Raw genomic sequence first — 13,432 nt, forward strand, 5'->3', positions numbered from 1 at the left:
GTGACGACGACGAGGGCCGTCGACTGCCAGAAGGAGTGCGCGTGACCGAGACCGCCGAGGACACCGGAACGGGCGGGCACGCCACGGGTGCGGACGCCGCCGGGGACGTCACGTCCGAAGTCGCGCGCCGCAGGACGTTCGCCGTGATCGCCCACCCGGACGCCGGCAAGTCCACGCTCACGGAGGCGCTCGCGCTGCACGCGCGGGTGATCACCGAGGCCGGCGCCGTCCACGGCAAGTCGGGCCGCCGGTCCACCGTGTCGGACTGGATGGAGATGGAGAAGGCCCGCGGCATCTCCGTCAGCTCCACCGCGCTGCAGTTCACCTACGCACCGGAGGGCTCGAACCCGGGCGACGACCCGTACGTCATCAACCTGGTCGACACCCCCGGCCACGCCGACTTCTCCGAAGACACCTACCGCGTCCTCACCGCGGTCGACGCGGCGGTCATGCTCATCGACGCCGCCAAGGGTCTCGAGCCGCAGACCCTCAAGCTCTTCCAGGTGTGCAAGCACAACGGTCTGCCGATCATCACGGTGATCAACAAGTGGGACCGGCCCGGCCGGGCGCCGCTCGAACTGCTCGACGAGATCACCGAGCAGATCGGCCTCGTGCCCACCCCCCTGTTCATGCCCGTGGGCATCGCCGGCGACTACCGCGGCCTGCTGCGGCGCGGCGACGACGGCGCCCCGGAGGAGTACGTGCACTTCACCCGCACCGCCGGCGGGTCGACGATCGCCCCCGAGGAGCACTACGACCCGGACACCGCCGCCGAGCGTGAGGGCGACGTGTGGGAGACCGCGGTCGAGGAGTCCGAGCTGCTCTCGGCGATGGGCCAGGACCACGACCAGGAGCTATACCTGGCCGGTGAGACCAGCCCGGTGATCTTCGCCTCGGCGATGCTCAACTTCGGTGTCCACCAGATCCTCGACGCGCTCGTCGAGTTGGCCCCGCCGCCGCGCGAGTGGCCGACCGTCTCGGGCGAGCCCCGCAAGACCTCGGAGCCGTTCTCCGCCATGGTGTTCAAGGTGCAGGCCGGCATGGACGCCGCGCACCGCGACCGCCTGGCGTTCATGCGCGTGGTCTCCGGCGAGTTCGAGCGCGGCATGGTGGTCCAGCACGCCCAGACGGGCAAGCCGTTCACCACCAAGTACGCGCTGACGGTGTTCGGCCGCGACCGCACCACCGTGGAGACCGCCTACCCCGGCGACGTGGTGGGCCTGGTCAACGCCACGGCCCTCGCCCCCGGCGACACCCTCTACAGCGGTAGGAAGGTGCAGTTCCCGCCGATCCCACAGTTCGCCCCCGAGCACTTCGCGGTGGTCCGCGCCCAGTCGCTGGGCAAGTACAAGCAGTTCCGCAAGGCCATCGACCAGCTGGCCGCCGAGGGCGTGGTGCAGATCCTGCGCAACGACACCCGCGGCGACGCCAACCCGGTCATGGCCGCGGTCGGCCCCATGCAGTTCGAGGTGGTCACGGCCCGGATGAAGGCCGAGTTCAACGTCGAGGTCGTGGTGGACAACCTGCCGTACACGATCGCCCGCCGCACCGACGCCGAGTCGGCCGGCGAACTCGGCCGCCAGCGCGGAGTCGAGGTTTTCCAGCGCACCGACGGCGAACTGTTGGCCCTGTTCGGTGACAAGTGGCGGCTGCAGTACATCACCAAGGAGATGGAACACCTCACCATCGAGCCGCTGGTCGCCGACACCAACTAGCCCTGACGCGGGCCGGCGGTTGGCGCGGGCGGGTCACCCGGCGGCATGCTGGAGGGCATGCCCAGTGATTCTCCGGTCAGCCTCCGCGTCTTCGTCGAGCCACAGCAGGGCGCGACGTATGCCGACCAGCTCACCGTCGCCCGCGCGGCGGAAGACCTCGGCTACGAGGCCTTCTTCCGGTCGGACCACTACCTCAAGATGGGCGACATCAGCGGACTGCCCGGCCCCACCGACGCGTGGCTGACCCTCGCCGCCCTGGCCCGCGAGACCTCGACCATCCGGCTCGGCACGCTGCTCACCTCGGTGACGTTCCGCCACCCGGGCCCGCTGGCGATCTCGATGGCCCAGGTCGACGAGATGTCCGGTGGCCGCCTCGACGTGGGACTCGGCGCCGGCTGGTACGCCGACGAGCACACCGCCTACGGCATCCCCTTCCCGCCGCTGGGCGAGCGGTTCGACCTGCTGGAGGACACCCTCGGGGCGCTGGAGACCTTCTGGTCCACGCCCGCCGGCGAGACGGTCTCCGTCCGCGGGAAGCGTGTGGAGATGCTGGAATCCCCGGGCCTGCCCAAGCCCGTGCAGCAGCGCCCGCCGGTGATCGTCGGTGGCCACGGCAAGAAGCGGACCCCGGCGCTGGCCGCCCGGTTCGCCGACGAGTTCAACGTGCCGTTCGCGGACCTCGACACCGTGGCGACGCAGTACCGCCGCGTCGACGAGGCATGCGCCGAGCGCGGCCGGGCTCCCGAGGAGATCATCCGCTCGGCCGCGCTCGTCCTGTGCTGCGGGCGCGACGAGGCGCAGGTCGCCCGGCGTGCGGACGCCATCGGCCGCGAGGTCGATGAACTGCGGGCGAACGGCGCCGCCGGGACCCCGGATGAGGTCGTCGACACGATCGGCCGGTACGCGGCGATCGGTGCCCGGCGCATCTACCTGCAGGTGCTCGACATGTCCGACCTGGACCACCTCGACCTGGTCGCCTCCGAGGTGGCGCGCCAGCTCTGACGCGAGCCCCGCCTGGCCGGCCGGTCGCCCCGCCGGCCGGGCGAAACCCCCTCCCCTGCCCGAGGAGTGGGATTAGTGTCACGCCATGGTGGCACAGGGCACGACGACGACGAGGGCAGCACATCCCGGATGCCGTGCGTGGGCCGCGACGGCACTCCTCGTCGTCGTCGCCCTACTCGCCCCCCTGAACGCAGCACCGACCCGGGCGGCGACCCCGACAGGCGGCTCCCCCATCAGAGGAATGGTCGACGCCCACGCGCACCTCGCGGCGTCGCAGGCGTTCGGCGGGGCACTGCGCTGCGGCGAGCCGTTCTCCCCCGGCGGCCTCGGCGAGGCGCTCGCGGACTGCCCCAGCCACTCGGGAACCGGGCACTTCGCGCTGCTCGAATCGGTGCTCGGGGGCACCGCCCTGCCCGGCGGGACCCAGGGCTTCCCCACCTTCGCGCAGTGGCCGTCGCACGACTCCCAACTGCACGAACAGGCCTACTACACCGGTATAGAGCGGGCGTGGCGCGGGGGACTGCGGGTGCTCACCAACCATCTGGTGGCCAACCGGGTCCTCTGCGAGGCGCTCGCCGGGATCGGGGTGCCCCCGCGCTCCCCGTGCGACGAGATGGCGCAGCTGCGCCGGCAGGTGGACTACCTCGAGCGGATGGAGGCCCACATCGACGCCGAGCACGGTGGCCCCGGGCGCGGCTGGTTCCGGATCGCCCGCTCGCCGGAGGACGTCCGCGCGATCGCGGCGGACGGGAAACTCGCTGTCACGCTGGGCGTCGAGGCGTCCGAACCGTTCGGCTGCCGGGTGGTCGACGACGTGCCGATGTGCACGACCGAGGACATCGACCGGGGGCTCGACGAGTTCGCCTCGTGGGGCGTGTCGACCGTGTTCCCGGTACACAAGTTCGACAACGCCCTCGGTGGCGCCCGCATGGACGAGGAACTGGCCGGCCTCGCGGTCAACATCGGCAACAAACTGGGCACCCAGCGGTTCTGGGAGACCGAGCCGTGCACCGGTCCCGACGCCGACCACGCCCAACCCCTGGCCTCCACGCCCGTCGCCGACGGCCTGACGGTGGCCTCCTCGGACGCCCCGGCGGGCGCGGCACTGCCCGTCTACCCCGAGGCCCCGCTGTGCAACGTGCGCGGGCTGACGCCGCTGGGCGAGCACGCGATCCGCGGGATGATGGCCCGCGGCATGGTGATCAACATCGACCACATGGGCGTCAAGACCGCCCACCGCACCCTCGACATCGCCGCTGAGGCGGGGTACACAGGCCTGGTCGTGGACCACGCCTGGGCCACGCAGGGCAACACTCGCCGGGTCCACGAGCAGGGCGGGTTCGTGGCCGCGTTCGCCTGGCCCGCCGAGGCCACCGAGAACTTCGAGACCGGCTTCCTCGAGCAGTGGCGCACGAACACCGCCGGCGCCGCCCGGCCGTTCACCGGCTACGGCTTCGGCTCCGACGTCAACGGCCTGGCCGCCCTCGCGGAGCCCCGGCCGAGCGCGGCGAGCGACCCGCTCGTGTACCCGTTCACCGCGCCCAGCGGCGAGGTGATGGACCGGTGGCGGTTCGGCGACCGCGTGTACGACCTCAACACCGACGGGGTCGCCCAGTACGGCCTCTACGCCGATTGGGCCGCCGACGTGCTGCACCGCGCCGGGCCCGACCGGGCCGAGCTGGAGCGTCAGCTCATGGGCGGCGCCGAGGCGTGGACCGCCAACTGGGAACGGGCGCGCTGACCACCGGCTCGTCCTGCGCTGTTGCGGCGATTCGCGGCGCCGGACGACTAATCTGAGGCAATGACCCCGGACCCGTCCCCTCCCCGTCGCTCGCGGCGCCCGCGGATCGCCGGAGCAGCGGCGCTCGGGCTCACCGTGGCCCTGTCCGCCTCGGCGTGCGGCACCCCGGTCCCCGACCCGGAGCCCGGCCAGAGTCCCGCGGCCTACTCCGGACTGGAGGTCTCGGAGGACCGGGTCGAGTACGCGATCGGCAAGGTGACCGACATCGTCGAGGAGGAGCTCGAGGCCTCGGGCATCCCGGGCGTCGCAGTGGCGGTGGTGCACGGTGGCGAGGTGGCGTTGGCCGAGGGGTTCGGCGTGCGCAGCACCGAGACCGGCGAGGAGGTCGACGCGCGGACGGTGTTCCCCATGGCGTCGGTGTCCAAGCCGGTCAGCGCCACCGTCGTGGCCGCGGAGACCGCTGCGGGTGAGGTCGACTGGTCGACGCCCGTGCGCGAGCACCTCCCGTGGTTCGCCCTGTCCGATCCGGGCGTGACCGCCGACGTGACGGTGGGCGACCTGTTCGCGCACCGCTCCGGGTTGCCCGAGCACGCGGGCGACGACCTGGAGGACCTCGGATACGACCGCCCGGCGATCCTGCACGGCCTGCGCCACCTGCCGCTGGAGCCGTTCCGCGCCTCGTACGCGTACACCAACTTCGGGCTCACCGCCGGAGCCGAAGCCGTGGCCGTCGCGGCTGGCACCCCCTGGCCCGAGCTGGCCCGCGAGCGGCTCTTCGACCCCCTCGACATGGACGACACCTCCTACTCCTACGAGGACCTGCTCGACCGCGACAACCGCGTCGTCGGCCACGTCCGCGCCGCCGCCGACGAGTCGGGCGAGTCGTCCGGCGACTGGGTCCCGGCCGATCCCGCGCGTAACCCGGACGCCCAGGCCCCCGCGGGGGGCCTGAGCTCGTCGGTCACGGACATGGCGCGGTGGATGTCGATGGTGCTCGCCGACGGCGCCGGGCCCGGCGGCTCGCAGGTCATCCCCTCCGACGCACTCCGACAGGCTCTGACCCCGCAGGCCGTGTCCTCACCCCCGCAGTCCGCGGCGGACCGGACCGGGACCTACGGCTACGGGTTCAATATCTCCACCAGCTCCTCCGGCCGCGTCGAGTGGAGCCACTCCGGTGCGTTCGCGCTCGGCGCCGGAACGGCGATGCTCATGATGCCGTCGCTGGACCTCGGCATCATCACCCTGACCAACGCCTCGCCCGTCGGGGTGGCGGAGACCATCAATTCGCGCTTCGCGGACTACGCGCAGTTCGGCGACCCCACCCTGAAGTGGCGGGAGCTGTACGGCGAGGCGTTCGGCCCACTGCTGGCCCCCGTCGGCGACCTGGTCTCCACTCGGCAACCCTCCGCCCCCGCACCGCCGCGACCGGCGGACGAGCTGGTGGGCGTCTACCGCAACGACTACTTCGGCGAGATCGAGATCCGCCGCGTCGCCGCCCGGTCGGACGGGGATCCGGACGATCCGCCGGACGCCGGCCCCTCACTCGCGCTGGACGTGGGCCCGGGCCCGCAGGTCTGGCCGCTCGAACACTGGAACGGCGACACCTTCGCCGTGAGCCCGGTCGGTGAGAATTGGCCGCCCGGCTCCCGCGGCAGCGTCACCGTCGACGGCGACACGGTGACCGTCGATCTCCTCGACGGCAACGGCCTGGGCACCTTCACCCGCGTCGGGGACGAACCCGCCGAGCCCGCAGAGCCCACCGAGCCCGCCGCCTGACCGTCCGGCCGGAACTACGTCGACCGGGCCGCCTCCAGCCGCGCCGCGCGCCGCCGGTCCCTCTTGGCGTCCGCGTCCGGGGTCGTGAGGAACGTGGAGAGCCAGGCCATCCGGGGGTCGGCGTCCACGAGGAACGCCTTGACCGCCAGCGTCAGCGGGACGGCGAGGATCGCGCCCAGCGCACCGGCGATCGCCGACCAGAACACCAACGACAGGAACGTGACGGTGGGGGTCAGCCCCACGGCATCGCCCGTGAACTTGGGCTGGATGAAGCTCTGCATGACCAGGTTGACGACGCTGTAGATCACCACCACCCAGATGGCCTCGACCGGCCCCCCGGTGAGCAGCGCGAACAGTGCCGGCGGCACCAGCCCCAGCACGAAGCCGATGTTGGGGATGTAGTTGGTGACGAACGCGAGCACGCCCCACACCAGCGCCAGCGGCACGCCGAGGATCATCAGGGCCACCGTGTCGATCACGGCCACGATGAGGCCGAAGACCGTGGAGACGATCCAGTACGACTTCACGCCGTCGGTGAACGACCCGAGGGCGTCGGTGAGCCGGGGCCGCTGCCGGGCGATCACCGCGCGACGCCTCGTGATGCCGGGGACGTCGAACACGAGGAACGTCAGCGCGATCACCAGGACGGTGAGCTGACCGCCGGCCGAGGACAACTGGCCCGCGACGTTCTGCAGGGTGCCGACGATCGTGGTGGGGTCCACTCCCTGGAGGCTCGAGGTGACCTGATCCTCGCTCACGCCGAAAGTGCCGAGGAACGCGATCGTCTGCTCGTACAGTTCGATGAACTTGTCCTGGTATTGCGGGATCTCTTCGGCCGCGACCCACAACGCCCACACCAGCATCCCGACCAGCGCGGCAAGCAGCAGGTAGAGCACCAGCAGGACGATGATCATCGCCCCCCAGCGGGGCAACCCTGCCCGCTGCAGCAGCCGCTGCAGGGGCTGGGCGGCGATGACCAGGTTCAGCGCCAGGAACGCCGGCATCAGCAGGCTGGCGTGCTCGGACAGTCCCCACACCACCACGAACAGGGCCGCGAGGGACACCGCCGTGACGCCGGCGATGCCCCAGCCCTTGGGTTCCTCGTGCGGAGCCAGCGCCTCCGGCGTCGGGTCCGCCGGCGTCGGCGCCGCCCGCGGACCCGCGTTGTCTCCGCTGCTAGTCATGACGCTCCTCACGTGCGGCGCCTCGTGCGCCGGACGCCGCTCAGCGTATCCCGATCAGCTCGCGGAGAAACCGCTCAGTTCCCGGCGAGCGCCGAACGGATGGCGTCGACGTCCACGGCGTCGAGGTCCGCCGGGTCCCAGGTGGGGTTGCGGTCCTTGTCGATCACCACGGCCCGCACACCCTCGACGAAGTCCGGGCGGGCGGTGATCCAGGCGCCCAGGGCCAGCTCGTTGTCCAGGCACTCCCGCAGGTCCCCCGCCTTCGCGCCGGCACGCAGCAGTTCGATGGTGGCGACGATCGACGTGGGGCAGTGCGACCGCAGCATCTCGAGCGTGGTGGTGGCCCACTCGTCCTGCTCACCGGACTCGAGCGCCGCGATCATCTCCTGCGCGGTGTCGCGGGAGAAGACGTCCTCGATGCGCTCGATACGGGCCTCGATGGCGGACTCCCCCGCCTCGGAGCGCTCGAGACCGAACCTCTTCAGTGCGTCGGCCAAGCCGATGGCGGCGACCGCGTCGACGAAGGCGTTGCGCTCGTCGTCGTCGATCAGGTGGGTGGCCAGGCCGGTGAAGAGGGCGTCGGCGGAGTTCATCCGCACGCCCGTCGTGCCCAGGTAGATCGCCACGGCCAGGCCGCGCGCGCCCCCGCCGCACAGGCGCGGCAGGAAGTGGCTGGCGCCGACGTCTGGGATGAAGCCGATCGCCGTCTCCGGCATGGCCATCATGACCTTCTTGGTCACCACGCGGTGCGAGCCGTTGATCGAGACTCCCAGGCCTCCGCCCATGGCCACCCCGTGGATCACGGCGACCGTGGGGACGCGATGCGTGTGGTACGCCAGATCCATCGCGTACTCCTCGGAGAAGAACTCGTGGTTCCTCTCGTGCTCACCGGCCGCCGCGGCGTCGCGCAGCGCGCGGATGTCGCCACCCGCACAGAACGCCTTCTCCGAGGTGCTGGTGGTGATGACGGCCTCGACGTCCTCGTCCTTGGACGCCTCGTCCAGCGCCGTGTGCAGGGCCCGGCACATGGACAGGTCCAGCGAGTTCAGGGCCTTGGGGCGGTCCAGGACGATGTGCTGTATCCGGCCATCACGCCGGCTGCTGACGAATTCGCTCATGACCCCATAGTGTCAGGCCGCCCGGAGACCGTCGCACGGATACTAGGAATTCCTACTTCGCTGCCCCCGATGCGGGCCCGCCGCCTCAACCCTCCAACAACTGCGAGGCCACGTCCGGCACGTACCTGAACTCCTCGCGCGGCGGGCGGTCGTAGTTCGAGTCCGCGCCCTTCGGCCGCTCGGGGATCTCCAGCGCCGGCGGGTCGAGCTTCTCCCACGGCACGGTCGACAGCAGGTGCGAGATGACGTTGATCCGCGAGCGCTTCTTGTCCTCGGACTCGACCGTGAACCACGGCGCCTCGGGGATGTCGGTGTGGACGAACATCTCGTCCTTGGCCCGGCTGTAGTCCTCCCACCGGGTGATGGACTCCAGATCCATCGGCGAGAGCTTCCAGCGGCGCATCGGGTCGTCATGGCGCGACCGGAACCGGCGCTCCTGCTCCTCGTCGGACACGGAGAACCAGTACTTGCGGAGCATGATCCCGTCCTCCACCAGCAGCCGCTCGAAGATCGGAGCTTGGTGCAGGAACCGCCGGTACTCGTCGGGTGTGCAGAAACCCATCACCCGCTCCACCCCGGCCCGGTTGTACCAGGACCGGTCGAAGATCACGATCTCCCCGGCCGCCGGCAAGTGCTCGATGTAGCGCTGGAAGTACCACTGCGTCTTGTGCACCTCCGTCGGGGCGGGCAATGCCACGATCCGGGCGTGCCTCGGGTTGAGGTACTGCGTGATCCGCTTGATGGCCGAGCCCTTGCCCGCGGCGTCGCGCCCCTCGAAAACCACCACCATCCGGTTGCCGGTCTCCCGGAGCCAGGCCTGCATCTCGACCAGCTCCGCCTGCAGCCGCTCGAGCTCGGCCTCGTAGGCCTTCTTCGGCAGCTTCTCCAGACCGCTGGGCAGGAGGTCCTTCTTCTTCGCACCGCTCTTGGCGCCGCTTTTGGACGCGCTCTTGCTGCCGCTCTTACCGGAGTCCTTCTTGCTGCTCATGGCCCGAGCCTACGGACCCGACCCGGCCTCCTCGACCGGGACGACGATATTGACAGTTTTCGTCAACACTGTCTAGTTTCAGGCCCATGCCGCACCTCTCCCGCCGGGGCTTACTCGGCACCGTCGCCGCCGCCGGGATCGCCGCCCTGGCCACCGACCCCGCGGCTGCCGCCCGGCCGAGCGACTCCGCCGGCGCCGCGACCGACTCCCCCGCACCCGGACGGATCCCCCACGAGGTGCAGGACCACCGGTGCATCGTGGTCGGGAGCGGATTCGGCGGCGGCATCTCGGCGCTTCGTCTCGCTGAGGCGGGCGTCGACGTCGTCGTCGTCGAACGAGGCCGCCGCTGGCCCACCGGACCGGACTCCACCACCTTCCCCAGCGCCACCTCCCCCGACGAGCGCGCCCTGTGGTTCACGGTGATGGTCGGCTACGGCGCATACTCACCCACGTCGACCGCACCGCACGCGTCATCGCCGGCCCGACCGGCCACCTCACGGACACCAACCGCATGCTCAACTCCACCTGGCACCCGCTCGGCGGCGCCGTCATGGGACAGGTCTGCGACCTCGACGGCCGCGTCCCGGGCCAGCGCGGGCTGTACGTCGTCGACGGCGCACTCATCCCCGGCACGACCGCCGCGTGCAACCCGTCACTGACCATCGCCGCGATCGCCGAGCGCGCGCTGGACAGGATCGTGCGGCAGGACGTGGGCGCCGTCTTCTGAGGGCGTCATCTTTTTGGCACGGCGTCCGGCGGGGTCCGGGATACTGGCGGGGTGCGCTCCCGCGACTCCATCCTCGACGCCACCCGAGCCGTCATCGGGCGCGCCGGTTTCGGGGGCGTCACGATCGCCGCGGTCGCCAAGCAGGCCGAGGTCAGCCGCCAGACCGTCTACTCCATCTTCGGCAGCCGCGAGGACCTGGTCTCGCAGGCCGTCTCCGAGCGACTCACCATGCTCACCGGCGCGTTCACCGATGTGCTCGACGCCGCGACGACGCCCCTCGAGCTGATCGTGGAGATCGTGGTCGTGGGCCGCCACTGCATCCTCGACGATCCCCTGCTGCGCGCGCTCACGCTCGGCGGCGGCTCGAACCCCATCTTCGACCCCGGCTCCGCCGAACGGGCCCGCCAGTACGCGGTCGAGCTCCTCGTCCCCGCCGCCGAGCGGTTCCCGCAACTGGCCGGCCGCCTGGACCTGGTCGCGGAGGTGGGCGTGCACGTGGGCTGGTCGGTGCTGTGCCTGGACTCGCCCGAGGCCCGCTCCGACGACGACCTCCGCACCTTCCTCACCACCTGGCTGGCGCCGCTGCTGGAGACGTTCGGGACGTGAGCGACGTACTCGTCCTGTGGGACCTCGACCTCACCCTCCTCGACCCCGCCGGCTTCGGGACCCGCATGATCACCCCGGCGCTCGCCGACCTCCTCGGCCGCGACCCCGTCATGGGCGCGTCCTTCGCCGGACGGACCGACCGCGCGATCCTCACCGATCTGCTCGAGATCAACGGGATAGGTGTCGACGACGACGAGGTGGTCCTCTCCCTCATGGACGCCGTGGCCCGGCGCTGCGAAACGTTCGGGGACGATCTCCTGGCCGGTGGTGGCGGTCCCCTGCCCGGCGCCCACGAGGCTGTCGCCGCCCTGGCCGCGGACCCGCGACTGCACCAGGGGATCGTCACGGGCAACATGCGGCGGACGGCGCTGCTCAAGCTGCGGCTCTGTGGCTTCGACGGGCTGCCCGACCCGGGACTCGGCGCGTTCGGTGATCACCACGCGGACCGCGCCCACCTCGTCCGCGACGCCCTCGCCGCCGCCCGGGCCCGCGGTGTGGACGTGACCCCCGGGCGGTCGGTGGTCGTGGGCGATCACGTGCACGATGTCCGCGGGGCGCGCGCCGCGGGTGCCGTCTGCGTGGCTGTCGCCACCGGCAGGGTATCCGCCGACGACCTCCGCGCCGCCGGCGCCCACACCGTCCTGCCGGACCTCACGGACCCCGACGCGCTACTGGCTGCCGTCCACGCCTCCGTCTGAGCCGCGGTGCCATCTGACCTGCGGTGCCGTCTGACCTGCGGTGCCCTGGACGGGGCATCCAGGGCACCGCAGGTCACGAGGCTGCAGACGCCGCCCGGCCCGCGGGCTGCCGGTGTCCATCGAGCACCCGGGCGCGGTGGCGCCGTACCGCCATGCCTCACCTACGCCGCCGCGCTGCTGCCTGCCGTCAACCCCTCCGACTGCACCGCAGTCCCGTCTGAACCGCAGTGCCGTCTGAACCGCAGTGCCGTCTGACCTGCGCCGCCCTGAACGGGGCATCCAGGGCACCGCAGGTCACGACCGCGCCAGTCACTTCTCCCAACCATGTCGTACCTCGAACATACAGTCGAACCATGAGCGCAACAGACACCGCCCACTCGCCGTTCGTGGCCCCTCCGGGATTCACGACGGTCCCGACCCCCGCCACCGACGTCGTCGTCCCTGAGGCCTTCAACCAATGGGACCCCGGGCAGCGACGCGGTTATCTCGCGCAGCGGGCGATCAACGCTGCCGAAGGCCGCACCGTCGCCTATGCGTACGACTGCGTATCCAGGTCCACCCGGAGCGACCAACGACGCGATCCCCTGGACACGGCGGCGACCATGGTGAGCGCCTCGATGGCTTTGTCCCGCCGCGGGGCATTTCGGCTGGTGGCCACCGCCATAGAACTGACCGAGCGGCTGCCTCTCACCGCGACACTGCTGACGACTGGGTGGATCGGAGTCGACGCGGCCCACGCCATCGCCGAGGAGACCGCCCTGGTGGAGGACCGTCTCATGCCGGAACTCGACCGCCGCATCAGCGAGGGACTCGCACCGACGAGGCGCCGAACCCACCCTCCCAGGATCGGGCCACTGCGCAAGATGCTCAGCAAGCACGTCGCGAGCTGCGACCCCGTGGGAGCGGACGCCCGCGCACAACAGGCTCGGCGAGAGCAGAACGTGAAGATGACGCCGGTCACCGGCGATCTCGCGCTGCTCACCGCGACCCTCTCAGCCGTCGACGGCCTGGAGATCACCGAGCGGATCGAAGCCCTGGTCCGCACCGCCGCAACAGACGACCCCCGGTCGATCGGGCAACTCAGGGCCGCCGGCCTCCTCGCCCTGAGCCGCGGCTGGACCTGTCTGCCCGCACCCGACGGAGACCACCTCACGGACCCGGACGCGATGGCCGCGGCCCGCCGGGTCGTGATCCACGCCTACGACGACGGGGACGCGGACTTCCGGGGCCTGTTCGTGGCAGGTTACGGCCCCGTCAGTCGCTTCACGTCCGATGAACTGCAGCGATTCGCCAGGCGCAGACTCGACGCGATCGACACGCTCGCGGACCCGGACAGTGAGGCCTCCCGCCGGTACAGCCCCTCGGAGGCACTGGCCCGCTTCTGTCGGGGTCGCGACGGCACCTGCGTTTTCCCCGGCTGCCAGACCCCGGCGGACAAGACGGACCTCGACCACATCATCCCCTTCGACCACGACGATCCCCAACGCGGCGGATACACCACCAGCGACGACCTCGGCAGCATCTGCCGCACCCACCATCGCCTCAAGACCGATGGCATCTGGGCCTACTACCGGAGCACTGACGGGGACTACGTGTGGATACATGGTCCGAACCATCCCGACAAGGACCCCGGGACACGCGTCATCACCACCCCCACCGGCCCATTGGCGGAGTTCGGCGCACCGCGACACCCCGAACGCTCCCGGCTACAGAAGGAGGCCGCCGAAGCCGGCAGAACCGGAGACGGCATACCCGGATCGCAGCGCCAACCGCACACCCGGCACCGTCGCACCTCCGAACGGAGGTACCTGCGCGCTCAGGCGGAACAGCGACTCCACGCTGCAGAGCGCGAACCGGGGTCGCAGTCGGCTGCCTAG

At 71.2% G+C, this 13,432-nt stretch carries 10 protein-coding genes and 2 pseudogenes; 9 read left to right on the top strand and 3 right to left on the bottom strand.

Annotated features, from left to right (window positions below; genetic code table 11):
* The first annotated feature begins 41 nt into the window (after positions 1–41).
* The 4 genes from VZF99_RS10390 (at position 42) to VZF99_RS10405 (ending at position 6,234) form a co-directional block, all read left to right on the top strand.
* Complete coding sequence (locus VZF99_RS10390; protein WP_069389947.1) at positions 42–1,715, top strand: peptide chain release factor 3; 1,674 nt, start codon at positions 42–44, stop codon at positions 1,713–1,715.
* 57 nt (positions 1,716–1,772) lie between these two features.
* Positions 1,773–2,717 carry an LLM class F420-dependent oxidoreductase gene (locus tag VZF99_RS10395; protein WP_407334715.1) on the top strand — a complete coding sequence of 315 codons (945 nt, stop codon included), beginning with the start codon at positions 1,773–1,775 and terminating at the stop codon, positions 2,715–2,717.
* A 241-nt stretch (positions 2,718–2,958) separates the two neighbouring features.
* Entirely contained in the window at positions 2,959–4,458 is a 1,500-nt protein-coding gene (locus tag VZF99_RS10400; RefSeq protein ID WP_407334716.1) for a hypothetical protein, read from the top strand.
* Between the two features lie 60 nt (positions 4,459–4,518).
* Positions 4,519–6,234, top strand: coding sequence for a serine hydrolase domain-containing protein (locus VZF99_RS10405; protein ID WP_407334717.1), 1,716 nt, complete (start codon positions 4,519–4,521; stop codon positions 6,232–6,234).
* 14 nt (positions 6,235–6,248) lie between these two features.
* On the opposite strand, the gene VZF99_RS10410 is transcribed toward VZF99_RS10405, so the two are convergent.
* The 3 genes from VZF99_RS10410 to ppk2 form a co-directional block, all read right to left on the bottom strand.
* On the bottom strand, positions 6,249–7,418 hold the full coding sequence (locus VZF99_RS10410; protein WP_407334718.1) for an AI-2E family transporter: 1,170 nt from the start codon (positions 7,416–7,418) through the stop codon (positions 6,249–6,251).
* Between the two features lie 74 nt (positions 7,419–7,492).
* Positions 7,493–8,536, bottom strand: coding sequence for an enoyl-CoA hydratase/isomerase family protein (locus VZF99_RS10415; RefSeq protein ID WP_407334719.1), 1,044 nt, complete (start codon positions 8,534–8,536; stop codon positions 7,493–7,495).
* Between the two features lie 85 nt (positions 8,537–8,621).
* Complete coding sequence (gene ppk2 / locus VZF99_RS10420; protein WP_366221790.1) at positions 8,622–9,524, bottom strand: polyphosphate kinase 2; 903 nt, start codon at positions 9,522–9,524, stop codon at positions 8,622–8,624.
* Between the two features lie 86 nt (positions 9,525–9,610).
* On the opposite strand from ppk2, the pseudogene VZF99_RS10425 reads away from it, so the two are divergent.
* The 5 genes and pseudogenes from VZF99_RS10425 to VZF99_RS10445 form a co-directional block, all read left to right on the top strand.
* A pseudogene (locus tag VZF99_RS10425) lies at positions 9,611–9,889 on the top strand (FAD-binding protein); the annotation flags it as partial.
* A 95-nt stretch (positions 9,890–9,984) separates the two neighbouring features.
* Positions 9,985–10,251: pseudogene (locus VZF99_RS10430) on the top strand (GMC oxidoreductase); the annotation flags it as partial.
* Positions 10,252–10,302: 51 nt separating this feature from the next.
* Positions 10,303–10,857, top strand: a complete 555-nt coding sequence (locus tag VZF99_RS10435) for a TetR/AcrR family transcriptional regulator (RefSeq protein WP_341254909.1) — start codon at positions 10,303–10,305, stop codon at positions 10,855–10,857.
* Positions 10,854–11,555, top strand: coding sequence for an HAD hydrolase-like protein (locus VZF99_RS10440; protein ID WP_096907113.1), 702 nt, complete (start codon positions 10,854–10,856; stop codon positions 11,553–11,555). The genes VZF99_RS10435 and VZF99_RS10440 overlap by 4 nt, the downstream gene beginning before the upstream one ends.
* A 353-nt stretch (positions 11,556–11,908) precedes the next feature.
* Positions 11,909–13,432 (top strand): DUF222 domain-containing protein, encoded by a 1,524-nt coding sequence (locus VZF99_RS10445; RefSeq protein ID WP_407334720.1) that lies wholly within the window; start codon positions 11,909–11,911, stop codon positions 13,430–13,432.

It is taken from the genome of Dietzia kunjamensis, assembly GCF_045689975.1.
Lineage (GTDB): Bacteria > Actinomycetota > Actinomycetes > Mycobacteriales > Mycobacteriaceae > Dietzia > Dietzia kunjamensis.